The 23,130-nt window shown below is 71.9% G+C and carries 19 protein-coding genes; 9 read left to right on the top strand and 10 right to left on the bottom strand.

Annotation, left to right across the window (positions count from 1 at the left end):
• Window positions 1-33 precede the first annotated feature (33 nt).
• Together ACQ0O7_RS14695 and ACQ0O7_RS14690 are read left to right on the top strand one after the other, a co-directional pair.
• Window positions 34-1,008 carry an ATP-binding cassette domain-containing protein gene (locus ACQ0O7_RS14695; protein ID WP_430782605.1) on the top strand — a complete coding sequence of 325 codons (975 nt, stop codon included), beginning with the start codon at window positions 34-36 and terminating at the stop codon, window positions 1,006-1,008.
• Window positions 1,005-1,772, top strand: coding sequence for an ABC transporter permease (locus ACQ0O7_RS14690; RefSeq protein ID WP_430782604.1), 768 nt, complete (start codon window positions 1,005-1,007; stop codon window positions 1,770-1,772). The genes ACQ0O7_RS14695 and ACQ0O7_RS14690 overlap by 4 nt, the downstream gene beginning before the upstream one ends.
• Window positions 1,773-1,881: 109 nt before the next feature.
• Here the strand turns inward: ACQ0O7_RS14690 and ACQ0O7_RS14685 are convergent, their stop codons facing one another.
• Window positions 1,882-5,244 (bottom strand): AfsR/SARP family transcriptional regulator, encoded by a 3,363-nt coding sequence (locus tag ACQ0O7_RS14685; RefSeq protein ID WP_430782603.1) that lies wholly within the window; start codon window positions 5,242-5,244, stop codon window positions 1,882-1,884.
• Window positions 5,245-5,748: 504 nt separating this feature from the next.
• Between ACQ0O7_RS14685 and ACQ0O7_RS14680 the strand changes: the two genes are divergently transcribed.
• Complete coding sequence (locus ACQ0O7_RS14680; protein ID WP_430782602.1) at window positions 5,749-6,483, top strand: hypothetical protein; 735 nt, start codon at window positions 5,749-5,751, stop codon at window positions 6,481-6,483.
• On the opposite strand, the gene ACQ0O7_RS14675 is transcribed toward ACQ0O7_RS14680, so the two are convergent.
• Window positions 6,465-7,136, bottom strand: coding sequence for a potassium channel family protein (locus ACQ0O7_RS14675; protein WP_430782601.1), 672 nt, complete (start codon window positions 7,134-7,136; stop codon window positions 6,465-6,467). The genes ACQ0O7_RS14680 and ACQ0O7_RS14675 overlap by 19 nt on opposite strands.
• The gene (locus ACQ0O7_RS14670) at window positions 7,129-8,463 is read right to left on the bottom strand and encodes a TrkH family potassium uptake protein (RefSeq protein ID WP_430782600.1); all 1,335 of its coding nucleotides are present in this window, start codon (window positions 8,461-8,463) and stop codon (window positions 7,129-7,131) included. Before ACQ0O7_RS14670 ends, ACQ0O7_RS14675 begins: the two co-directional genes overlap by 8 nt.
• 225 nt (window positions 8,464-8,688) lie before the next feature.
• Here ACQ0O7_RS14670 and ACQ0O7_RS14665 point away from each other — a divergent pair, with 225 nt between their 5' ends.
• Entirely contained in the window at window positions 8,689-10,236 is a 1,548-nt protein-coding gene (locus ACQ0O7_RS14665; RefSeq protein WP_430782599.1) for a hypothetical protein, read from the top strand.
• 234 nt (window positions 10,237-10,470) lie between these two features.
• On the opposite strand, the gene ACQ0O7_RS14660 is transcribed toward ACQ0O7_RS14665, so the two are convergent.
• The 6 genes from ACQ0O7_RS14660 to ACQ0O7_RS14635 form a co-directional block, all read right to left on the bottom strand.
• Entirely contained in the window at window positions 10,471-13,443 is a 2,973-nt protein-coding gene (locus ACQ0O7_RS14660; protein ID WP_430782598.1) for an NACHT domain-containing protein, read from the bottom strand.
• Window positions 13,444-13,462: 19 nt separating this feature from the next.
• On the bottom strand, window positions 13,463-13,882 hold the full coding sequence (locus ACQ0O7_RS14655; protein WP_430782597.1) for a hypothetical protein: 420 nt from the start codon (window positions 13,880-13,882) through the stop codon (window positions 13,463-13,465).
• Between the two features lie 96 nt (window positions 13,883-13,978).
• A complete protein-coding gene (locus ACQ0O7_RS14650) occupies window positions 13,979-14,443 on the bottom strand; it encodes an alpha/beta hydrolase (RefSeq protein ID WP_430782596.1) in 465 nt (154 codons plus the stop codon).
• Window positions 14,440-15,156, bottom strand: a complete 717-nt coding sequence (locus tag ACQ0O7_RS14645) for a hypothetical protein (protein WP_430782595.1) — start codon at window positions 15,154-15,156, stop codon at window positions 14,440-14,442. Before ACQ0O7_RS14645 ends, ACQ0O7_RS14650 begins: the two co-directional genes overlap by 4 nt.
• 246 nt (window positions 15,157-15,402) lie before the next feature.
• Window positions 15,403-16,434, bottom strand: a complete 1,032-nt coding sequence (locus ACQ0O7_RS14640) for an LLM class F420-dependent oxidoreductase (protein WP_430782594.1) — start codon at window positions 16,432-16,434, stop codon at window positions 15,403-15,405.
• Window positions 16,434-17,513, bottom strand: a complete 1,080-nt coding sequence (locus ACQ0O7_RS14635; RefSeq protein WP_430782593.1) for a Zn-dependent alcohol dehydrogenase — start codon at window positions 17,511-17,513, stop codon at window positions 16,434-16,436. The genes ACQ0O7_RS14640 and ACQ0O7_RS14635 overlap by 1 nt, the downstream gene beginning before the upstream one ends.
• Window positions 17,514-17,602: 89 nt before the next feature.
• Here ACQ0O7_RS14635 and ACQ0O7_RS14630 point away from each other — a divergent pair, with 89 nt between their 5' ends.
• The 5 genes from ACQ0O7_RS14630 to ACQ0O7_RS14610 all read left to right on the top strand — a co-directional run bounded on the left by ACQ0O7_RS14630 (window position 17,603) and on the right by ACQ0O7_RS14610 (window position 21,821).
• Window positions 17,603-18,187: a TetR/AcrR family transcriptional regulator gene (locus ACQ0O7_RS14630; protein WP_430782592.1), complete on the top strand. Its 585-nt coding sequence runs from the start codon at window positions 17,603-17,605 to the stop codon at window positions 18,185-18,187.
• 257 nt (window positions 18,188-18,444) lie between these two features.
• Complete coding sequence (locus ACQ0O7_RS14625; RefSeq protein WP_430782591.1) at window positions 18,445-19,197, top strand: glucose 1-dehydrogenase; 753 nt, start codon at window positions 18,445-18,447, stop codon at window positions 19,195-19,197.
• A 322-nt stretch (window positions 19,198-19,519) separates the two neighbouring features.
• Window positions 19,520-20,428: an SDR family NAD(P)-dependent oxidoreductase gene (locus ACQ0O7_RS14620; RefSeq protein WP_430782716.1), complete on the top strand. Its 909-nt coding sequence runs from the start codon at window positions 19,520-19,522 to the stop codon at window positions 20,426-20,428.
• Window positions 20,429-20,724: 296 nt separating this feature from the next.
• Window positions 20,725-21,177: a pyridoxamine 5'-phosphate oxidase family protein gene (locus ACQ0O7_RS14615; protein WP_430782590.1), complete on the top strand. Its 453-nt coding sequence runs from the start codon at window positions 20,725-20,727 to the stop codon at window positions 21,175-21,177.
• Window positions 21,178-21,221: 44 nt separating this feature from the next.
• Entirely contained in the window at window positions 21,222-21,821 is a 600-nt protein-coding gene (locus ACQ0O7_RS14610; RefSeq protein WP_430782589.1) for a TetR/AcrR family transcriptional regulator, read from the top strand.
• 218 nt (window positions 21,822-22,039) lie between these two features.
• Here ACQ0O7_RS14610 and ACQ0O7_RS14605 read toward each other — a convergent pair whose 3' ends face one another.
• The gene (locus ACQ0O7_RS14605; RefSeq protein ID WP_430782588.1) at window positions 22,040-23,086 is read right to left on the bottom strand and encodes an MBL fold metallo-hydrolase; all 1,047 of its coding nucleotides are present in this window, start codon (window positions 23,084-23,086) and stop codon (window positions 22,040-22,042) included.
• Window positions 23,087-23,130: the final 44 nt, after the last annotated feature.

Genomic DNA, 23,130 nt, shown 5'->3' with positions numbered 1-23,130 from the left:
GGCGTGCCAGCGGGGCGCGGCACGCTTCCCGGCATGACAGACGATCTGGTGGTACGCGCCGAAGGGCTGCGTAAACGGTTCGGGAAGACCCTGGCCCTGGACGGGGTGGACCTGTCCATGCGCCGGGGCACCGTACTGGGTGTGCTGGGCCCGAACGGCGCGGGCAAGACCACCGCCGTACGGGTGCTGGCCACCCTGCTCGAACCCGATGCCGGCCGCGCCGAGGTGGCCGGCATCGACGTGCTCGCCGAGCCGCAGCGGGTCCGCCGGGTGATCGGCCTGACCGGGCAGTACGCGTCGGTCGACGAGGACCTGACCGGCGTACAGAATCTGGTGTTGATCGGCCGTCTTCTGGATCTGACCACGGCGGACGCGCGGCGGCGGGCCGGCGAGCTGCTGGACTGGTTCGATCTGACCGAGGCGGCCGGGCGGCGGGCGAAGACCTACTCCGGTGGCATGCGCCGGCGTCTCGACCTGGCCGCGAGCCTGGTCGGGCACCCCGAGGTGATCTTCCTGGACGAGCCGACGACCGGCCTGGACCCGGCCAAGCGCGAGGACATGTGGGGTGTGGTCCGCACCCAGGTGGCCAGCGGCGCGAGTGTGCTGCTGACCACCCAGTACCTGGAGGAGGCGGACGCGCTCGCCGACGAGATCGTGGTCGTCGACCACGGCCGGGTGATCGCCCACGACACCCCGGACGGGCTGAAACGCAGAATCGGCGGACAGACCTTGCGGGTACGCCCCACCGACCCGTCCCGCCTGCCCGATGTGCTGCGGCTGCTCGATCTGGTGGCCGCCCCGGGCACCACGGCGAGCCGGGACGAGGCCGCCGGATCCCGGGCCGGCGCGGCCTCGGTGCCGGTGTCCGGTGACGGCGCCCTGGACAAGGTGATCCCGGCACTGCGCGCGGACGGTGTCGAGGTGACCGAACTGGCCCTGCACCTGCCCAGCCTGGACGAGGTGTTCCACGTGCTGACCGGCCGGACCAAGGCGGAGGAACTGGTATGAGCACGATGGCCCTGGCCCGGCACAGTGGATCGCTGGCGCGGCGCAGTCTGATCAAGACGGTGCGCACCCCCGAGGCGCTGATCGACGTCACCCTCCAGCCGGTGATCTTCCTGCTGCTGTTCACCTATCTGTTCGGTGGCGCGATCGCGGACGGGGATCGGCACGCGTACCTGCAGTTCCTGTTACCCGGCATGCTCGCGCAGTCGCTCGCGATGGGCGGGGTGGCGCTCGGGCAGAACCTCAACGCCGACATCGAGAAGGGCGTCTTCGACCGATTCCGGTCACTGCCCATCTCGCGGGCGGCGCCACTGGTCGGTGCGGTGCTCGCCGACGTGGTCCGTTACCTGACGGTGTGTGTGGTGATGCTCGGCTTCGGCACCGTCATCGGGTTCCGGGTGGAGACCGGGTTGCTGCCGGCGCTGGCCGCGGTGGCCCTGTCCATCGGGTACGGGCTGTGCTTCTGCTGGATCTCGGTCTGGGTGGGCATGCTGGCCCGGACCTCCGGCGCGGTGCAGGGCATCATGTTCCTGCTGGTGCTGCCGCTGACGTTCGGCTCCAACGTGTTCGTGTCCACCGAAACGCTGCCCGGCTGGCTGCAGGGTGTGGTCGCGGTCAACCCGATGACCCCGCTGGTCGAGGCGATCCGGGGCCTGCTGACCGGCGGGCCGGTGGCCGGGCCGCTGGTGAGCACGCTGCTGTGGATGGCCGGTCTGCTGGCGGTGTTCGTGCCCCTGGCACTGCGCGCCTACGCCCGCCGCGCCTGAGAGCCGAGCGCCGCGCCGGAGAGCCCGAAGTCCGCGCCTACGAGCGGCGCGCCGGAGAGCCCGATGTCCGCGCCTATGAGCGGCGCGCCGGAGAGCCCGATGTCCGCGCCTATGAGCGGCGCGCCGGAGACTCCGGGGAGGGCAGGGCGAGCCGCGCCGGGTCGACGAGACTCTGCGCGGCCGCCGTGTCCAACGACCATCCGGCCGCGTACGCCTCCCCGAAGCCCTGTTCCCCCAGCACCGACCGGGACCGCTCGGCGATCCGGGACACGTTGACGTCGGTGTGGTCGTGCGCGCCCCGCAGCCGGGCCGCCGCCCCGATCAGCCGGGCCGCGTCCCGGTGCCGGCCCCGCAGCACGGCCAGGCCGGCGGCGGTGACCGCGACCATCGCCAGGATCGGCATGTCCCGGGTCTCCAGCGCCGCCGGGTATGCGACGGCGAGTGCCTTCTCCGCGCCCTCCGGATCGTCGCGGTGCACGGCCAGGGTGGCCCGGACCGAACCGACGATCGCCGCGCCGTGGTCGCCGCCCATCACCGGCATCCCGTGCACGTCCGCGCCCACGCCCAGTCCGGCGGCGGCCCGGTCGATCAGCTCCTGCGCCCGGTCCGGTTCACCGAGCCAGATCAGCAGCCCGGCCTCCAGAGCGTCCACCAGCAGCGACATCTCCCGTGACCCGAACCGTTCGGCCCGGGTCCGCGCCGACTCCAGCGCGCCGCGCGCCTCCACCGTCTCGCCGCGGCGCATGTGCAGGTCGGCCCAGCGCATGTCGATGAAGATCTCGTCGGCGATGTCCAGCGAACCGAACTCGCGGGCCAACGCGCGGGCCGCCCGCAGATCGCGCAGCGCGCCGTCCAGGTCACCGTCGAACTGCCGGATCAGCGCCCGCAACGGCAGCACGGTGGCCTGCCCCCAGCGGTCGCCGATCGCCCGGAACCCGTCCAGCGCCGCGCCCACGTGCCGGACCAGCAGCTCGCGGTCGCCGTCGTTCTCGGCGATCTGGGCCTTGAACAGGTTGGCCAGCGCCGCCAGCCACCGGTCCGGCCCGTCGATCAGCCTGCCGACACGCCGGCCGGCGTCCTCGTCCCGGCCGGCGAAGTACAGGGTGACCGCGGCGATCGCCCCGGCCGGGCCGGGCAGGTCGTCGTGCCGGGCCAGCCGGGCGCTCAGGCCGGCCAGCCGGGCGGCCCGTTCCCCGGCGGTCTCGGTCATCAGGCCCGGCTCGGTGCCGGTCCGGTTCAGCATCAGCACCGCCTCGGCGCAGTCGACCGCCACCGGATCGGTGTCACCGGGTGTCTTCAGCGCCTCGGTCAGCCAGTACCAGGCGTCGGCGTGCCGGCCGAACATCTGCCAGTACCAGCACAGATCCAGCGCCAGCGTGAGCGCGGCCCGGGCCTGGCCGGTGTCACACCGGTGGCGCAGGGCGGCCAGCACGTTGTCGTACTCGGCCCGCAGCCCCCGCAGCGCGGCGACCTGATCGGCGGTGCGCAGCCGGACGTCGAACCCGGCGGTCAACTCCGCCATGTGCGCGGCCGCCCGGTCCCGCACCTCGTCGAGCAGCCCCTGCTCGGTGAGCCGCTCGATGCCGTACTCCCGCAGCGTCTCCAGCATCCGGTACCGCCCGGCACCCGGCCCGAGCCGCAGAATCGACCGGTCGACCAGGGCGGACAGCAGCGCCGGGACGTCCCCGGAACCGATCGCCGCGGCCGACGCGGCGGTCACCCCGGCCGGCAGCACCGCCACCCGTTCGGCGAGCGCCCGCTCCTCGGCGGTGAGCAGATCCCAGCTCCAGGCGATCACCGCGCGCAGCGTCCGGTGCCGGGGCTGCGCGGTCCGGCTTCCACTGGTCAGCAGCCGGAACCGGTCCGACAACCCGGCCGCCAGCTCGGGCAGGCCGAGCGTGCGCAGCCGGGCCGCGGCCAGCTCCAGGGCCAGCGGCAGCCCGTCCAGGCCGCGCACGATCCGCACCACGTCCCGAACCGTGCCGCCGTCCACCGTGAACTCCGGCCGGACCGCCGCGGCCCGCTCGGTGAACAGCCGCACCGCCGCCGACGTCACCGCCGCGTCCGGCCCGTCGTCGGCCCCCGGCAGGCCGAGCGGGCCCAGCGGCACCAGCGACTCGCCGTCCACCGCCAGCGCCTCCCGGCTGGTCGCCAGCACCCGCAGCAGCGGACAGCGGGTCAGCAGCGCCGTCACCAGGTGCGCCACCGCGTCGATCAGATGCTCACAGTTGTCCACCACCAGCAGCACCCGGCGCCCGGACAGCCCGTCCACCAGCACGTCCGTCTCGGTGCGGGCCTCCGGGCGGACCCGGCCGGCGGTTTCGAAGAGCGCCGACCCGCGCAGACCGGCCGCCGCCACGACCGCCGCGCCCACCTTGGCCGCGTCGGTCACCGCCGCCAGATCGACCAGCCACGTCCCGTCCGGATGGTCCCCGGCGTGCCGCCGGGCCGCCTCGGTCGCCAGCCGCGTCTTGCCCGCCCCACCCGGCCCGGTCACCGTCACCAGACGCCCGGCCTCCAGCAACCGGTCCACCCGGGCCAGATCATCCTCCCGCCCGACGAAGCTGGTCAGCGCCGCCGGCAGATTCGACAACCCCGATTGCGGTACGCCGGACCCGCCGCCAGCCTCCACCCCCACCCCACCGGCACTCCCCTCGGCCACTCCCCCACCCGCCGGCACCTCACCCCGCTCGGCAGAAGTCGCGCCTCGCAGCGACCCCACGTGCCGAACTGTGGGCATCTCGCCCCGCAGCAACCGCACGTGCCGTTCCCTCAGTGCCGCGCCCGGATCGGCGCCCAGCTGCTCGGCCAGCCGCTCCCGGATCCGCTCGTAGGCGGCCAGCGCGTCACCCTGCCGCCCCTGCGCGGCCAGCGCGTCCACGAACAGCCCCGCCAGCCGCTCATCGATCGGATCCTCGGCGACCAGCCCGGCCAGCCGCCCGGCGGCCCGGTCGGCCCGCCCCAGCCCGATCTCCGCCTCGGCCAGATCGGCGGCCACCTCGACGAGATCCCGCTCCAGCCGGACCGCCTGCGCCGGAGCCACCGCGGCCAGTTCCGCCGCGACCGGCCCACGCACCAATGCCATCGCCTCGCCGAACAGATCAGCGGCTCCCGCCGGATCACCGCCCCGCAGCCGCTCCCGGCCGGCCGCACCGAGCCGCTCGAACCGGACCACGTCCACCAGCCCCACGAACAGCCGGTAGCCGCCCTCGGCCTGGGTGACCGCACCGGCACCGACCAGCCTCCGGAGCCGGGACACCAGCGATTGCAGGGCGTTGACCGGATCGGCGGGCCGATCCTCCGGCCAGAGCGCCGCCACCAGGAGCCCCGGCGCGACCGGTCGCCCACCGGCGACGGCGAGCCGGGTGACGAGCCCCCGCAGCCGGGCCCCCGGAATCGGCACGCCCTCGCCGTCCCGGGTCACCCGCATCCCACCGAAGAGGGTGACGGTCAGTTCCCCCCGCACGTTCACCCACCGATCCTCCCGCACTCCCGCCACAACCACGCACCCCGTCGCGGCCCACCCCAAACCACAACACGCCACACAACCCAAACCCCCAGCCAAGTGCCGCGCCGCAGTCCAAAACGCACCGAAACGCGGCACACAACAGCCAAACCCCAACCGCGTGCCGACCTGCGGTCCGAAACGCACCGAAACGCGGCACACAAAGCCAAACCCCGACCGCGTGCCGACCTGCGGTCCGAAACGCACCGGAACGCGGCACACAACGGGGAAACCGCGACCGCGTGCCGACCTGCGGTCCGGAACAGACCGGAACGCGGCACGCAACGGTTCAACCGGGGCGTGTGCCGACTTGCGGTCTGGAACGGACCGGAACGCGGCACGCAACGGTTAAACCGGGGCGTGTGCCGATTTGCGGTCTGGGGCGGGCCGGAACGCGGCACACGGCGTTCAACAGCGGGCGGGAGCGGGGATCGGCCGCGCGGGCGGGCGGGGAGGCCTACCGTCGGAAGGATGCGAAGGATCATTGCCGCCGCGGCTGTCGTGGCGTCGGTCGCTGGCGGTGGGACCGCCGCGTCGGCCGAGCCGCCCGGCCCCGCGGAACTCAAGCAGGTACTGCTCACCGAGGCGGAGGTGCCGGCGGGGTACGCCCTGTTCACCGGCGTCCCGGAGGAGAACTCGCTGTCGTACCACCTGGTCGGGACGTTCTGTGACGACGATCCGGAGGTGAGCGAGGGGCAGGAGACCGCCGTCGTGCAACGGGCGTTCCGGGAGGCGGACGGGACTGTCGTCGGGACCGGGGTGGCCGGCCCGGGGCGGGATCTGGCGCTCGCCTACGTGACGGCGATCGCCGACACCCCCACCGCGTGCCCGGAGGTCGAGGACGAGGACGGGGGTGTCCAGACGTTCACCCGGCTGGACCTGCCGGATCTGGGTGCGGCGACGGGCGCGGCACTGCTGCGCGGTGAGGGTACGACCCGGGTGCGGATCGCGGCGGTGGCCGCCGGTGACCTGTCGGCGATCTTCATCCAGCACGAGGACGACGCGCAGGGTGCGGAGGACACCGACGACACCGAGGACTTCGTGGCGTTCGTGGCGGCGGGCGCCCGGAAGCTGACCGCGGACACACCGAAGCTGGCGGCGGGTACACCGAAGCCGACAGCGGACGCACCGAAGCCGACAGCGGACGCACCGGAGCCGGCAACGGACGCACCGGAGGCGCCGGAGCTTCAGTTCTCGGCCGCGTAGGCCTCCACCTTCTCGGTGTCTCCGGCCACGATCAGGACGGCGTTCTCCGGGACCGTGGTCTCCGGCCGGGCGTACACGAAATCCTCTCCGGGTCGTTTGGTCCCGACCACGGTGACACCCCACTGGGTGCGCAGTCCGAGATCGGCCAGGGTCCGGCCGCCGGAGCCGCGTGGCGCCCGGACCTTGGCGATGGCGAACCCGTCGTCGAACTCGATGTAGTCGAGCATCCGGCCGGTGATCTGGTGGGCGACCCGCTCACCCATCTCCGATTCGGGGAAGACCACGTGGTGGGCGCCGACCGAGGACAGGATCTTGCCGTGTTTGACGCTGGTGGCCTTGGCCCAGATCTCCGGCACCCCGATCTCGGTGAGGGTCAGCACGGTGAGGACGCTGGTCTCCAGGTTGGTGCCGATGCCGACGACGGCGCGGGCGAATTCGTGCACGCCGAGCTGGCGCAGCGCCTCCTCGTCGGTGGAGTCGGCTTCGGCGACCTGGGTGAGCCGGTCCGACCATTCCTGGACGATGCGCGGGTCGGAGTCGATGCCGAGGACTTCGTAGCCGAGTTCGAGCAGTCCTTCGGCGACGGCCCCGCCGAACCGGCCGAGGCCGATCACCGCGACGTGGCCGCCCTGGGCGAGTGTGTCGTCAGCCAACGAGGGGTCTCTCCTCCGGGTAGCGGTAGTGCCGGCGGCGGGTGTTGAGGGCGATCGCGGTGCCGACCGCGATGGTGCCGACCCGTCCGACGTACATCAGGATGACGAGCACGATCTGGGCGGACGGCGGCAGGGTCGGTGTGACGCCGGTGCTCAGGCCCACGGTGGCGAACGCCGAGGTCACTTCGAACAGCGCCCGGTCGAACGGGATGTCCTCGGTGAGCGCGTCCAGGGCGACGGTGCCGGTGGCGACGAGGGCGACGCCGAGCAGGGCGACGGTGACGGCCTGCCGCTGGGTCTCCTCGGCGATCCGGCGTTTCCGGATGACCACGTCGGGTTCGCCGCGGATCTCCGCCCAGATCACGAACGCGAGCAGCATGAACGTGGTCAGTTTGATGCCGCCGGCGGTGCTGGCGCTGCCGCCGCCGATGAACATCAGCCCGTTGGTGACGGCGATGGTCTCGCTGTTCATCTGACCGAGGTCGACGCTGTTGAAGCCGCCGGACCGGGTCATCACGTCCTGGGTGAACGCGGCGAGGATCTTTCCGCCCGTACCCAAGGGGCCGAGGGTTCCGGGGTTGCGCCACTCGAAGGTCAGGAAGATCAGAAATCCGACGACCGAGAACAACAGGCTGCCGGTCACGGTCAGGAAGGTGTGGGTGGACCACCGGCCGGGGGTACGCCATTCGCGCGCGAGTTCGAACAGCACCGGGAAGCCGATCGAGCCGGCCATCACGCCGAGTGCCAGTGGCAGGCAGATCCACGGGTCGGTGACGAACCGGACGAGGCTGTCGGAGTAGAGGGCGAATCCGGCGTTGTTGAACGCCTGCACCGCGTGGAAGACGGCTTCCCACACCGACCGGCCGAGGGAGTAGTCGTACTTCATCCAGAATCGGAGGGTGAGCACCACGGCGATGGCGCTCTCGCAGACCAGCATGACCATCGCCACCCGGAACAGGATGCCGCGCAGGTTGCCGCCGAACAGCCCGGCGCTCTCGGTCTGGGCCAGCAGCCGGCTGCGCAGCCCGAGCCGCCGGGACACCAGCAGGCTGATCAGGGTGGCCATGGTGACGATGCCGAAGCCGCCGATCTGGGACAGCACGGTCAGCAGCACGTGGCCGAAGGTGGACCAGTAGGTCGGGGTGTCGACCACGGCCAGCCCGGTCACGCAGACCGCGGACGCGGCGGTGAACAGGGCGGTGACGAACGGGGCGTGGCCGGGTGCGGCGCGGGCGGCGGGCAGCATCATCAGCCCGGTCCCGATGATGATCAGGGCCAGGAACGCCAGCGGCACGACGCGGGCCGGATGCCGCCAGGGTGATCGCACCGATGAGTCATATCACCCGATGTGGGCGCCGCGCTCGATCAGGGCCCGGAACGCCGTGACGAACGTCCCTATCGAACGGGTTCACGCCTTCGAGCGCTTGGGCGCCCTTTACCGGCGCGGCTACGATCCGAAGGTGAGCCGCGGGGGACGTGACGGTTCACATGTAGCGGTCGGTGATAAAAGTTCACAAGCGCCCGCTATCCTCCTCCGCCGGGGAGGACAAACATGAACCTGGTTCGGGGGATCACGGCGTGTGCCGTGCTCACCGCGGTCGGTGCCGCTCTCGGGGCTTGCGGCCCCATCGGTGTTCCGCAGTCGCACGTGGTCGAAGGGGGCACCCGATGGGTGACCGCATTGGACGGCCATGTGAAGTTCAACGCGCCGGAGGGTGCCGTCGAGGGTGAGCCACGGGTGGGTTTCCGCCGTGGCCCGATACCGGCCGACCGGCCCTTCTCCCCCGGCATCGTCACCGTCGGTGACATGGTCAGCATGGATGTCGAGGGTGGGAGCATCTCCCAGGGCCGGATCGTCATCGACTACGACGGGCTTCCGGCCGGTCTCAACCCGCAGTTGCTCAATCTCTTCGGCTGGTCGGCGGATCTGGGCGGCTGGGTTCCGCTGAGCGGCACCGCCACCGACGCGGTGGATCACGCGATCTCCGGCGACACGATCCTGTTCGACAGTTTCGTGGTCGGCTCGTGGCGGGTCGCGCCGGGCGCCTCCGGCGGCACCATCACCACCGGCGCGGGCACGGTCCTGCCGATCCGGGAGGACGCCAGCCCGACCTTCTGGGGGCACGCCCGGGCCGCCGCCGCCTCCGCGCTGACCACCTCGATCGCGCACCTGACCGGGGCCACGCCCGCCGCCACGGCCACCCCGCCGGCTGTGGTCTCCTCGGACCAGACCATCGCCACCCCGGCCGGCGCACCGGCCTGTGCGCCGGCGCCGGCCGGTGTGACGGTCCGGGTCACCTCCACCCCGGCCGGCCGGGTCGGCGCCTGTGTGGTCTCCGCGGGCACCGGCACCCGGCAGCTCACGGTCCACAATCGCTACCCGTTCCCGATGGTCCTCGACCTGCCGGCGGACGGCCGGGTCAAGCCGGTCCTGAACACCGAGGCGCCGGCCGGGTCGAACGAGGCGATCGACGGCGTCCGGAACGCCGTGCTGACCTACCTGGACGGTGCGATCACGGTCGGCGGTGGCCAGACCGTGACCCTGGATCTGCAGCCGGGCCACACCGGCCCGGTGTGGCTCACCGGACGGCTCGACTGGTCGGCGATCGCCCTGGACACCGGGCTGCGCCAGCTCGACCTGCTGCTGCCCAGCAGCCGGGCGATGCGGCCGGCGACCGCCGACGCCCTGCTCCAGGCGCACGCCGAGTTCGGACCGGCGGCGGTGGAGGCGCTGGGCCGGGGTGACATCGCGCACCCGGCGGTGCGGACGCTGATGGCGAAGGCCGGCCTGACCGGGGCCGAGCGGAGTGTCGCCGACCTCTTCCAGTTCAGCGCGTGTGTGCTGAAGCGGGCCGACACGGCGGCCGGGGCCGACGACGACGTGCTGGCGAGCCTGCGTACCACCGGGCCGACCATCGCGGTGTTCACCAGCGACTGCCTGGGCACCATCTACGACAAGTACCTGCCGCCCGGATCGAAGTCGGCCGGCGGCGTGCAGGCCACCCTGCGGGCGGCCGACTGGCAGGTCCGTCACGCGGTGCCCCGCCGGGAGCGCCGTGCGGACGCCGGGCAGGTGGAGATCTCGATCCAGAGCCGCTGATCCGGTCCGCCCCGGTTCACCCCCAGCCGGGGCGGACCGGGGCGTTCGCGTCTCTGTTGCAAAAAACCTGCAAACGGCAACCTCTTCACATCTATGACAGCCTGTGTTTTTCTGGGGCCGGGAGCGCTCCAGACTCCCCCAAAATCTACATTCCGGGCATCCGTAGGCCAGTACGTCCCGTCCCCCACACGGCGCCCTCCCCCATCCCCGCTCCCGGGGGAGGGCGCCACCAGATCACTCGGCCGCGATCAGCCCGGCCCAGCGCGCCACGTCCCGCTCGGCGAGCCGGCCGGCGTCACCGGCGAGCGACCGCTGGAAGACCGCGTGACACCGGACGAAATCCGGGCTGGACCCGGCCTTGTCGTGCCATCGGCCCAGGGCCCGCGCGGCCCGCTCGTAGGCGGCGGCCGGATCGCCGTTGCGGGCCAGCAACACCCGGAGCAGGCTGTTCGCCACCGATTCGACGCCGTCCGGGCCGTGGTCGATGAACGTCGTCATGGCCGGCCAGCCGAAGTGCTCCAGCACCGGATCGGCGGCGTGCCGCAGCACGTCGTCACTGAACGCCCCGGACAGCGCCATCGAGGTGAGCACCGGCACGACCGGGAAGTTGTCGCTGAGATCGTCGGCCGGCCCGGTGCCGGGGAACGCCCGGCCCGGCCCGGACCGGTGTGACCACAGCGGATCGACCCGCTCGAAAGCCGGATCCGTCACCACCTCCAAGGCCATGTCCCGGCGCTCGTCATCGGCCCACATCCGGGTCACCTGGACCGGTTTCAGCGCGTCCAGGAACATCCCGCCGGGGATCGAGCCACGCCACTGCAGCACCGAGTCGCGCAGCCAGCCCGCCGGATCACGGGCCCGCAGGAACAACTCGGACGCGCGGACCGGCCCACCACACGCCAGGACGATCAAGAGCAGATTGAAGGAGTACGTGGCCATCCAGTGATCCACGCGCTTGTCGACGGGCTGGTACCGCAGTGGCGCCCAGGACGGCCGGGTGACCGCCGCACGCAGCCGGCCGACGAGCCATTCGCGCAGCTCGGCGGGGTCGGAGCGAGCCAGCAGGCTGGTCACGAACGGCATCACCGTGCCGCGGGCGCAGAGTGGGGTGTACCCCAGGAGCGAGCGCAGCAGATCGTCGTCGCCGGTGCGGCCGACCCGCAGCGACCGCGCCCTCGACAGCGCGGTCGCCTCCCGGACGGCCTGCACGACCAGCCGGGCCACCAGATACTCCCCGAAGGTGGCGTGCAGGAACTCGTACGTCCGGCGGGTCTGATCGTCCTGGAACGCCTGGGTCCGCTGGATGAAGAAGAACCGGCCGACCATCTCCTCCCCGGCGGTGAACGGGCGCTCGAATCCGCCGTGCCGGGCCGTGCCGGACGGTGGCAGGCCGAGGCCGCGCAGGTCGGCGTCGAGTTCGTCGGCGGTGGCCCACAGCCGCAGCCGGTGGAACATCGCGAACGCCACCACCGACAGGCGCAGCAACTCCTCGTCGACGAGCGCAGCCCGATCGCTCTCGGGCAGGTGCTCGCCGTGCACCCGGCGTACCTCGCGGCCGGCGAAGTCGTGCAGCAGCCGCTCGTACAGCTGGCCGGTGTCGAAGTCGGCGGTGTCCTGCAGCGCGTTGGCCCCGGCGTCGTAGAGGGCCAGCATCAGCAGCAGCAACGGCTGGCCGGCCAGTTCCGGGAAGCGGACGATCACGTCGTGGGTGAGCGGCTTGCGGCCGGCCCGGGTCCAGTAGCCGGCGTTGGCGGTGTTCCAGATCTCCAGCCAGCGGTCCACCTGGGACTCGGCGAACGGCTCCAGCCGCACGGCCAGGCCACCGGCGGGCAGCCGGGCCCGGTCGGCGACCGCCACCCGGCTGGTCACGATCACCGCGACCGGACGGCCGAGCCGGGCCTCCCGGCGCTGGAACGCGGCCACCCGCTCCAGGTAGTCGGACTGGTGCACCCCGGTGGCCTGCAACAGCTCGTCCAGGCCGTCGAGCAGGATGACCGGCATCGCCCCGTCCGCCGAGCCGGCCAGGTCGGCCCAGGCCACCGTCTCACCGAGGGTGCCGCGCAGCGTCTGCTCGATCTGGTCCTGCACCTCGCTCTCCGCCCGGATCTCCCGCAGCGCCACCCGGACCACCAGGAAGTCGGCGGCCGGCAGCCGGGCGGCGAGAATCCGGGTCAGCGACGACTTCCCGCCGCCGGGCTGCCCGAGCAGCAGCAGCGGTACGGTCGCGGCCTGTGGCGTGGTCAGGTAGACGGCGAGGAATCCGTCGAAGTCGGTCCGCGCCTCGGCCCCGGCCCACCAGTCCTCGTCGGCCGGCCGGGTGCCGGGGCCGCCGGGCCGGACCCGGAACCACGGATCCAGGTACGCCAGACCGAGGCTCGGCATGATCAGCTCACCGGCGTCGCCGCCCAGGATCGGCTCGTCCAGATCGGCCCGGTAGACGGCGGCCAGCCCGGCCCGGTGCCGGAGCGGGGCGGCGTGTGAGGTGGCGGTCAGCAGCAGCGTCTCCAGCCGCTCCAGCCCGCGGGAGGTGGCCCGCGCCTCGGTCCGGGTCATCCAGATCGCGAACTCCGGGATCTCCGCCGCCAGCCGTCGCGTCACCTGTTCGTAGTGTTCCCGGGCCAGCCCCGGCAGCACCTCGGCCAGCACTGTCCCGGCGGCCCGGCGGGCCCGGTCGTCGGCGGCGTCCCAGACGGCCAGTCCGGGCAGGTGCCGGGCCAGGATGGCGGCCCGCTCGGCGTACCAGGCGGTCAGCTCGTCCAGCAGACGGTCGAACGGCCACTCCGGCGACGGGGCGGGGATCGCGGCGTCGAGCAGGCGGGACTGCCAGGACCCGGCGGTACGCGCGGTCGCCACCAGCAGCAGCTGGTCCTCGCGGGTGAAGTCCGGGGACCGCAGCCCGGTGGACTCCAGGCAGTCGCCGAGCGCGCCGAAGAACGACGAGACGGCCAGGACGGCGTGCGCGGCGTGCAGTCGTTCGCCGCGGTGGTAGCGCCCCTGACCGCGGACCAGATCGGTGATCTTCCCGGCCACCCGGTGACCCAGCCGGAAGGCCTCCCCCTTGGCGTCGAAGAGACTGATCGCGGCCTCGCTGCCACCGGCCGTCCCGAGCAGCAGCGCGGCGCCGACCAGATCGTCGGCGGCTTTCCCGAACGGCCCGGCGCCGCCGAGCAGTTTGACGGCATCGGTGTATGTCAGCCCCTGCGCCACCCCGCCACTATATGGACGGTCATCCAGGGTTCGGCGTCCCGTTCTCCCAGACGCAGGGCGAGCTGCTGGTCAATGTGTAATCGAAGTGGTCACCCCGGTCCCAGCCGGCGATGTTCACCGAGAAGTCGTCGGGAGTGCGGACCACGTAGCGGGGCCATCGCTCCTGCCTGCGGTCGTCGTGCAGCTGATAGCCCGCTTTCTCCCAGAACGCCACCAGGGTGGGGATCGCCCGGTCGGCGGGCCAGTCGCTGCCCGGTTCGACGACGATCCGGTACCGCTTCTCGGCGAACACCCGCCCCTGCATCGCCCCCTCACACGGGCCGACATCACTGCCGTCGTTGAACACCAGCGACGCGCCGGGCGGAAGCTGGGCGAACGCCTCCTCGACCAGTTGCTGAACCCGCTGCGACGCCTCGGCCGCACTCACGGTGGGCTGCATCGTCTCGTTCCCTCCTGCACAGGCTGTCAGGCTCAGCAGAGCCGTGACCGTTCCCAGAACCACGGTGTTCCGTCGTATTCCCACATCGGTCCCCTGCTACAGCTGTCCGGTGATGATCCTGGTGAAGCCCTCTCGGGCTCTGTTGTCCTCGTCCCAGTAGGCGGAGTGGGTGCCGACCTGCCCGGTCCCGCCCTGTCCGGGGTCGCTCGGGAACACCCAGCCGCCGAAGTCGCCGTCGACCGGATCCCGGCCGTGGACCGCGCCCGGGGCCCATCTGATGATGTCGTTGGCCAGCTCCCCGTTCTTCGCCGCGTTGCCGATCACCGTGGATCCGTAACTGTGTCCCAGCACCGTGTTGCGGGACGGCGTGTCGCCCTCGTGGGTGGCGCGCAGCCCGTCCTGGAATCGGGTCAGGCTCGGCGCACCGTCCCGGGCGTAGTCGCTGGAGATCGCGTTGTGGACCTGATCCGGCGCGTCGTAGCCGAGCCAGTAGACCGCGGAGGTGGACTGGTCCGGAGCGGCGAGCGCCGCGTCGGCGGCCATCTTGCCGGCCCGGGTCATGTCACCGCGCGCGCCGGCCAGATCGGCTGTGGTTCCCGCGGGATATAGGTGACGACGTTGTGGGCGGTGTCCGGGTTGTTGACCGCGACGATCGCCCGGCCGTCGGCGGCGGCGGAGACGCCGAGCAGGAACGCCGGCGGCTGCCCACCGTCGATCCGGTTGCTGATCGCGTCGAGGCCCGCCAGTTTGCCGTTCACCTCGGCCAGGTCGGCGCGCACCTGCCGGGAGACGACACCCATCGGGTCGACCCCGGTGAACGGATCGGTCACCTCTCGGAGCCGGTTCTCCAGGGCGCGCTTACGGTCCAGCAGATCCCGCGTCTCGCGGTCGAGCACGATCCGGTTGGCGGCATCGCGATCCACCACGGGCACCCCGTCCAGCCAGCCGACCAGTTCCGGATGCTGACGGATGGCAAGTTCCTGCTGTTGCGGGCTGAGCGTCTCCCACCACTCCCGGACCTCCCGGGGTGGCCGGCCGGCCTGCGCCTCCAGGTCGGCGGCGGTCGGGCCGGGGAGCCTGGTGAGGCCGAAACCGGCGGCCACGGGGACGTTCACGGTGATCGAGTTGGCTGTCGCGTCGTCGAGCGCGCGGGCCATCTCCAGGAGGGCGCGCAGATCGTTGCTGAACAGCCCGACGGCCCGGCCGGTACGGTCCAGGTTCCCGCCGGTGTAGGCGGAGGCCGGAGCGGTGACGTTCATGGTGGCGATGTCCACAGTGAGCCCGGACCCCCTGCAGCGCGGTCTGCCAGGCCCCGGCGGCGGCGGCCGCGTCCGATCCGGGCTGGCCGGGCGGCGCCATGCCCTCGGCCGCCTCGTCGACGGCCGCGCGCATCCGGGCGGCGGCCGCGCGGACCTCGGATCCGGCGGCGACCAGACCGGGCACATCGACGTCGAGCAGTGGTTGCATCGGTGGTTCCCCCTTCTCCTCGCCGGGGAGTACACCGATGGTCCGGCCCGCGTTCAGCCGATCATGCGGCGCAATGTGCCGATGTCCTTCACCCGCTCGGCACGGGTCGGCGCCAGCGGCGACGCCAGCAGCGTGGTGACCCCGGCGGCGGCGAACTCGTCGAGCCGGCGGCGGATCGTCTCCGGCGTCCCCACCAGGGAGGTCGCCGTCACCAGGTCGTCCGGGACGGCGGCGATCGCCTCGGCGCGGCGGCCGGACAGGAACAGGTCCTGGACCCGGGCGGCCTCCTCGGCGTAGCCGTACCGGCGGACCAGGTCGTTGGAGAAGTTGCGGCCGCGCGCGCCCATGCCGCCCAGGTAGAGCGCCAGCTGGGCGCGATGCCGGCCGAGCAGTCCGGGTGCCGGATCACCGACCGCGAACGGCACCGGGACGCTGACGTCGAGCGGGCCGAGGGCCGGGTCGCGGCGGGACCGGCCGTCGGCCAGGGCGTCGCCGAACACCCGGTCCGCCGAGCGCGGGTCGAGCCACAGCGCCTGCCAGCCCTCGGCGATCTCAGCGGCCAGGGCGACGTTGCGGGGGCCCATCGCGGCCAGCAGGATCGGGACCCGATGCCGTACCGGATGATTAATGATCTTGAGGGGTTTGGCGTAGTCACCCGGCAGCGGAATCGTGTAGTGCTCGCCGTCGAAGACCAGCGTCTCGCGGCGCCACACCCGGCGGCAGATCTCGGCGATCTCCCTGGTGCGGGCCACCGGGGCGGCATAACGGACGCCGTGGAACCCCTCGATCACCTGCGGACCGGACGCGCCCAGACCCAGGCTGAAACGGCCACCGGAGACGTAGTCCAGCCCGGCCGCGGTCATCGCGATCAGCGTCGGCGTCCGCGTGTAGAGCTGCATCACCCCGGACGCCAGCCGCATGGTCCGGGTGCGGGCGGCCAGAAAACCCAGCTGGCTCACCGCGTCGAAGCTGTACGCCTCCGGAACCACCACCAGCTCGGCGCCGGCCTCCTCGAACTCCACCACCTCGTCCACCGCCGCGGCGAAACCCTGCCCGCTGTAGCCGAGCTGGATGCCGAGGCGCATCAGTCCTGCACGATCACTTGGCGGATCACGTCACCGCTGCCCAGCGCGGCCAGCGCGGCACCGGCCTGATCCAGGCGCAGCCGGCGGCTGATCATGCCCTCGATGTCGAGCCGGCCGGCCCGCCAGAGCGCCAGCAGACGGGGGAAGTCCCGGTGCGGCTCGGCCGACCCGTACAGCGAGGGAAGGATCCGTTTACCCTCGAAGAGCAGCTCGAACGGGCTGAACACGGCCTGATCCTCGGCCCGGCCGGCGCCCACCACGATGACACTGCCGCCCCGGCGGGTCACCGACCACGCGGCACGCAGCGTCCGCGGCACCGCCACCACGTCGAACGAGTGGTCGAAGCCCTCCGGCACCACCGCCGCCCGCACGTCACTCAGGTCGTCGGGGCCGGCCGTGTGGGTGGCGCCGAAACGGCGGGCCGCGTCGTGCCGGGCCGCGACGGTGTCCACCGCCACGATCACCGCGGCGCCGGCCAGGCGGGCACCCTGGATCGCGGCGATGCCGACCCCACCACAGCCGATCACGACGACCGTGTCGCCCGGCCGCACCCCCGCGGTGTTGATCACCGCCCCGACGCCGGTGGTCACCCCGCAACCGACAAGGGCCGCCACCTCGTACGGCACATCGTCGTCGATCTTGACCGCGCCGGCCCGGGGAACCACCATCTCCTCGGCGAACGAACCGCAGCCGGCCATCCCGAACACCTGCTCGTCACCGAGGGTGAACCGGGGGATCACGTAGCCGGCCATCACGTGGGTCAGGCACAGATAGGTCTCGCCGCGGCGGCAGTGCGCGCAGACGCCGCAGGCGGGCAGCCAGTTGACCGCCACCCGGTCGCCCGGGGCCAGGTCGTCGACGCCCGGGCCGACCTCGAGCACGTCGCCGGCCGCCTCGTGGCCGAGGACCGCGGGCACCGGCTGCGGCAGGACGCCGCGGATCGCCGACAGGTCGGAGTGGCAGACGCCGGAGGCGCGCACCCTCAGGCGCACCTCACCGGGGCCCGGGGCGATCAGCCGGACGTCGTCGCGGATGTCGAGCTTCTCGTCGCCGATCGTGTGCAGAATCGCCGCGCGCATCCCGGCCCCCTCAGATTTTTAGAACAGGTTCTAAGTTATCGACGGGGGTGGAACCAAGCAAGCGTTCGGTAGGGGGCGATAATCGGCCGGTGACACAATCTCGAAGCCCGTCCGAACGGCGCGCCCACCTCGTCCGGCTCGCCGGTGACCTCTTCGCCGAGAAGGGGTTCCGGGCCACCACCGTGCGCGAGATCGCGGACGCCGCCGGGATCCTGTCCGGCAGCCTCTACCACCACTTCGACTCCAAGGAGTCGATCGGCGACGAGATCCTCAGCGCCTTTCTGGAGGACGTGCTGGCCGGTTACCGTTCGGCGGTGGGCTCGGCGTCCGGCCCGCGAGAGGCGATCGAATTGATCGTACGGTCCAGCAACGCCACCCTGGCCCGGCACCGGGCGGCACTGACCATGTTGCAGAACGACTGGAACTACTTCAGTGCCCAACCGCGGTTCGGTTATCTGCGGACCGCGATGAAGGAGATCGAGCAGACCTGGATCGAGCAGCTGGAACGCGGCAAGGAGGCCGGTGAGTTCCGTGCCGATCTGGACGCCCGCCTGGCGTACCGGCTGCTCCGCGACATCCTGTGGATCCCGTCCTCCCGCCCGTCCAGCACGTGGACCAGCGAGGAGATAACCGACGGCCTGCTGCGGTTGCTGTTCGACGGCATCAGGGCCTAGCCTCCAACCAAATGCTTGCTTGGGTGGCTCGTCGGCTTCTCGTTGCTCTGTCGGCTTCCAGTTGCTCGGTCGGCTTCTCGTGTTCCGTCGGCTTCTCGTGCTCTATCGGTCTCTAGTGTTCCGTCGGCCTCTCGTGCTCTATCGGCCTCTCGTGTTCCGTCGGCCTCTCATGCTCTGTCGGCTTCTTGTGCTCTGTCGGCTTCTTGTGCTCTGTCGGCTTCTCGTGCTCTGTCGGCTTCTCGTTGTCTGGAGGTCTCGTGGGACGGCTGGACGGCAAGGTCACGCTGATCACCGGCGGCGCCCGCGGCATGGGCAAGGCGCATGCCCGGCACTTCGCCGCCGAGGGCGCGCTGGTGACGATCGGCGACGTACTCGACGAAAAAGGCCAAGCCGTCGCCGACGGCATCGGCTGCGATTACGTGCACCACGACGTGACCAGCGCGGACGACTGGGCGGCGGCCGTCGACGCGGTGCTCGGCCGCTTCGGCCGCATCGACGTGCTCGTCAACAATGCCGGCATTCTGCGGCACGCCCCGGTCGCCGAGATGGACCCGGCCGAGTTCCGTCAGGTCATCGAGGTCAACCTGATCGGCACGTGGCTCGGAATCCGCCAGGTGGCGGCCCCGATGAGCGCCGCCGGCCGGGGCTCGATCGTCAACATCTCCTCGATCGAGGGTTTCGCCGGGGCGGCCGGGCTCTCCGCGTACAGCGCCAGCAAGTTCGCCGTCCGCGGCCTGACCAGGTCGGCGGCCCAGGAACTGGGCCCACTCGGCATCCGCGTGAACTCGGTACACCCCGGCGGCGTGATGACGTCGATGGCCCTGACCGCGGCCCAGTCGATGACCGGTGTGGACGGTGGCGGTTTCCTCAAAGCCCTGCCGATAGCCCGCTTCGCCGAACCGGTCGAGATCTCCCGCCTGGTCGCCTTCCTGGCCTCCGACGAGTCGTCATACACCACCGGAGCCGAGTTCCTGGCCGACGGCGGCCTTCTGAGCGGACCGGGGTACTGAAATGCCGGAAAAACAGCACCGCCTCCCACGGCGACAACCCTTCCCCTCCGAGTCACGGATCACCTATCAGCCCCGGCTCGCCCCTCAATCACGGACCACCGCCGAGACCCAACCCACCGATCACTCCCCGACCACCTCCCAGTCCCAGATCACCCCTCAGCCACGGACCATCTCTCAGCCCCAACCCACCGATCACTTCCAGACCTCCTCCCAGTCGCCGCAGACCGCTCCCACCCCGACGCGGACCGCCTCCTACTCGCCATCGCAAGCCGCCCGATCCCGGTCGCATGCCGCCCACTCCCGGTCGGGAGCCGATCGCTCGCTGGATGGCCGGGTCGCGGTCGTCACCGGAGCTGGTCAGGGGCTCGGTGCCGCGGAAGCACTCGCCCTCGCCGCCGCGGGCGCCCGCGTGGTCCTCAACGACCTCCCCGGGCCGTCTCTGGACGCGACGGTGGATCGGATCCGGTCATCCGGAGGCGAGGCCGTGGCCTGCCCCGGCGACGTGGCCGACTGGTCGACCGGCGAGACCCTGGTCAAGACCGCGGTCTCGACCTACGGCGCCCTGGACATCCTGGTCAACAACGCCGGGGTACTCCGCGACCGGATGATCTTCTCGATGTCCGAACAGGAGTGGGACACGGTCGTCCGAGTCCACCTGCGCGGGCATTTCGTGACCTCCCGGTTCGCGACCGCCTGGTGGCGGGACCGCAGCAAGGAGAGCGGCGGACCGGTCCACGCCCGGATCGTCAACACGGCGTCGGAGGCATTCCTCCTCGGCTCGGCCGGCCAGCCCAACTACGCGGCGGCCAAGGGTGGCATCGTCTCCCTCACTCTGGCGACGGCCCGGGGCTGCTTCAAACACGGGGTCCGGGTGAACGCCATCTGCCCCCGCGCCCGGACCGCCATGACCGGTGACCTGATGGGCCCCGCGCCGGCCGGCTCCGATCCACTGTCGCCGGACCGGGTCGCTCCCCTGGTCGTGCACCTGGCCGGCCCGGCGGGTGCGCTGATCACCGGTGAGGTCTTCGTGGTGCATGGCGACATGGTGGCGGTCATGGGCCCGCCGACCGTGCGGGCGGTCTTCCACGCGGCGGCCGGCCACTGGACGCCGCTGGAACTCGCAGCTGCTCTGAGCACTGTCTTCACCACCGATCCTCCACGACCGGGATTCGTCTGCGAGGAGACGATCCCGCTGGCCGAAACCACTTTCGGCGAGTCCTCTTCACCGTAACGAGGTCTTCGCTTCGGCACAGTGGGGCCAGCCGACCTCTTCGGGTTCGGGTAGCCGCACCTCCTTCGGTTCGGGTAGCCGCACCTCCTTCGGTTCGGGTAGCCGCACCTCCTTCGGTTCGGGTAGCCGCACCTCCGACAGGCGGCCAGCACCATGGCCGCCGAGCGTCCCGGCGACAAGACTTGAGGCACGGAACAACGGAGAGCACCGCAACTAGACAGCGGCACAGCACAGGCCGCGTAGACGGCGCGGCCCGTGAGGGCAGTTCGGGACGTGAGCACGCAACGGAGGGCACGGTGAAACAACGCGAGACGGTCGCCATGACCGATGACGAGATCGGAGCGGTTCTGGCCGGCGCCCGGAAGCTGCAGACGGCGACGATCAACCCGGATGGGACACCACATCTGGTGACCATGTTCTTCGGGCTGGACGAGGGGCGGATCGCGTTCTGGACCTATCGGGCCTCGCAGAAAGCGCGCAACCTGGCCCGTGACCCACGGCTGACCTGCCTGGTGGAGGACGGTGAGGACTACTTCGAGCTGCGCGGGGTGCAGGTGGGCGGCGTCGCGCGACGGATCGACGATCTGCCAGGGGTCACCGCGGTCGGCCGGCTGATCGCGGCCCGGATGCCGGACGTGCCCCGCGACGCCCTGGACGCCTATGTGGCGCACGCGGCCCGCAAACGTGTCGCCTACCTGGTCGACCCGGCCCGGGTGGCGAGCTGGGATCATCGCAAGTTGCTGACCTGAGGCGGTCCTAGACTGGGCGCCGGTCGAGCGACGGGAGGATCATCGTGGCTGCTTCACCCGTCGGGCGGCGTCGTGATCCCGAGGTGGACGAGCGGATCATCCGGGCGGCGGCCGAGGTGTTCGGGGCGGAGGGCTGGGCCCGGTTCTCGGTGGACGCGGTGGCTCGCCAGGCGGGGGTCGGCAAGGCTTCCATCTACCTGCGCTGGCCGAACAAGGAGGCACTGGCCGCCGCGGTGTTCGCCACCCGGCTGTCCGGGGTGCGTGACATCGACACCGGGTCGCTGCGCGACGATCTGGTGGCGTTGGCGCGGCAGGTGCTGCACGCGTTCCTGGACGAGTCCGGCGGTGCGCTGCTGCGGCTGATGCTGGAGGCGGAGAGCATCCCGTCCGGGCCGGAGCATCTGGACCGGTTCCTGCAGTCCCAGGCCGCCGCGGCCCGGGCGATCGTGCACCGGGGCATCGACCGTGGGCAGCTGAGTCGCGACACCAGCGTGACCCTGCTGCTGGACACGATCAGCGGTGGCGCCCTCAACCACGCACTGGTCACCCCGGCCCGGCTTCGGGCGAAGGTGACCGGGAGGGCCGACCACTACGCCGAGGAACTGGTCGATTTCGTGCTGGCCGCGGTCGCCAGAGCCGGGTGATCCCACCCGCGGATCAGGTGAGCGCCCGGCAGCACGGTGGCCATCTGACCGACGGCTGCGGGGCGTGCGGGTGCGAGGTGTACTGCGGCTGCGGGTGCCGGGCGGGCTGGGGTGCCGGGCGGGCTGGGGTGCCGGGCGGGCTGGGGTGCCAGGCGGGCTGGGGTGCCAGGCGGACTGCGGGTGCCAGGCGGACTGCGGGTGCGGGGCGGGCTGCGGGGTCAGTGTGGGCCGGCGGCCAGAGGGCCGGGGATCAGGCGCTGAGTGCCGTCGGCGGCTGGTTTGCGGGAGAGGGTTCCGGAGCGGATGAGGAGTTCGACGTGGGCGGCGGTCTCGGCGACCGCGGCGACCTTCATCGGGCCGATCTCGGTCCACGGGCGGGACCAGGTCAGGGCCGCCGCCAGGTCCCAGATGGTGGGACCGCCGAGCCGGTCGACGGCGGTGACGATCTCGGCGCCGCGGGCGTGATGGTGGGCCGCCAGTTCGGCGGTTCGGGCGGCGATGCCGTGGAAACGGTACTCGTGGCCGGGCAGGGCCTCGCAGTCGTCGTATGCGGACGTCTTGTCCAGCGACTCCAGGTAGTCGCCGAGCGGGTTGCCGCCACCGGGTTGGAGACCGACGTTGGGGGTGATGCGAGGGAGCACATGGTCGCCGGTGAGCAGCAGCTGGGCTTCGGCGTCGAGCAGGCACAGATGACCGGGGGTGTGGCCGGGTGTCCAGATCGCCCGGATGCGACGGCCGGCCAGCGGGACCAGGTCGCCGTCGGCGAGCAGGACATCGGGGTCGGCGAGCGGGGCGAAGTGCTGATCGACGGCTGATCCGAACGTACCGAGCAAGCCGTTGATCTCCGCCTCGGGGACGTGCAGGTCCCGCAGCCAGCCGGCCAGGGCGACCACCGGCTGGTGTTCCCGGTCGTGCAGCATCGAGTCGCGCTCGGCGGGGTGCATGGCGACCCAGGCGCCGGAGGCGTCGCGCAGCCGGGCGGTGAGGCCGTGGTGGTCGGGGTGCACGTGGGTGAGCACCACCCCGGTCACGTCGGCGGCGGTCGCCCCGGCTTCGGCCAGTCCGGCGAGCAGGGCCGTCCAGCCGATGTCGCTGTCCCAGCCGGGATCGACCACGACCAGGCCGTCGTCGCCGGGGATCAGGTAGCTCAGCGTGTAGCGCAGCGGATTGTTCGGGATCGGCACCGGGACGGACACCAGCCCGCCCGCGAGTTTCTCCACCGGCGGCGATGTCCGGGCCTTCCACGCGGCTTGCTGAGCGTTCACCAGAACCCCTTTCCTAGACGGTATCCGTCTAGGAAAGGGACCAT

The sequence above is a fragment of the Actinoplanes sp. G11-F43 genome (assembly GCF_050589265.1).
GTDB lineage: Bacteria > Actinomycetota > Actinomycetes > Mycobacteriales > Micromonosporaceae > Actinoplanes.
Note: the sequence above shows the minus strand (reverse complement) of the source record. Positions and strands in the feature narration are given on the sequence as shown.

Coding starts and splice junctions, on each gene's coding strand:
- ACQ0O7_RS14695 (WP_430782605.1), top strand. CDS start 34: ATGACAGACGATCTGGTGGTACGCGCCGAAGGGCTGCGTAAACGGTTC.
- ACQ0O7_RS14690 (WP_430782604.1), top strand. CDS start 1,005: ATGAGCACGATGGCCCTGGCCCGGCACAGTGGATCGCTGGCGCGGCGC.
- ACQ0O7_RS14680 (WP_430782602.1), top strand. CDS start 5,749: ATGCGAAGGATCATTGCCGCCGCGGCTGTCGTGGCGTCGGTCGCTGGC.
- ACQ0O7_RS14665 (WP_430782599.1), top strand. CDS start 8,689: ATGAACCTGGTTCGGGGGATCACGGCGTGTGCCGTGCTCACCGCGGTC.
- ACQ0O7_RS14655 (WP_430782597.1), bottom strand. CDS start 13,882: ATGCAGCCCACCGTGAGTGCGGCCGAGGCGTCGCAGCGGGTTCAGCAA.
- ACQ0O7_RS14650 (WP_430782596.1), bottom strand. CDS start 14,443: ATGACCCGGGCCGGCAAGATGGCCGCCGACGCGGCGCTCGCCGCTCCG.
- ACQ0O7_RS14640 (WP_430782594.1), bottom strand. CDS start 16,434: ATGCGCCTCGGCATCCAGCTCGGCTACAGCGGGCAGGGTTTCGCCGCG.
- ACQ0O7_RS14635 (WP_430782593.1), bottom strand. CDS start 17,513: ATGCGCGCGGCGATTCTGCACACGATCGGCGACGAGAAGCTCGACATC.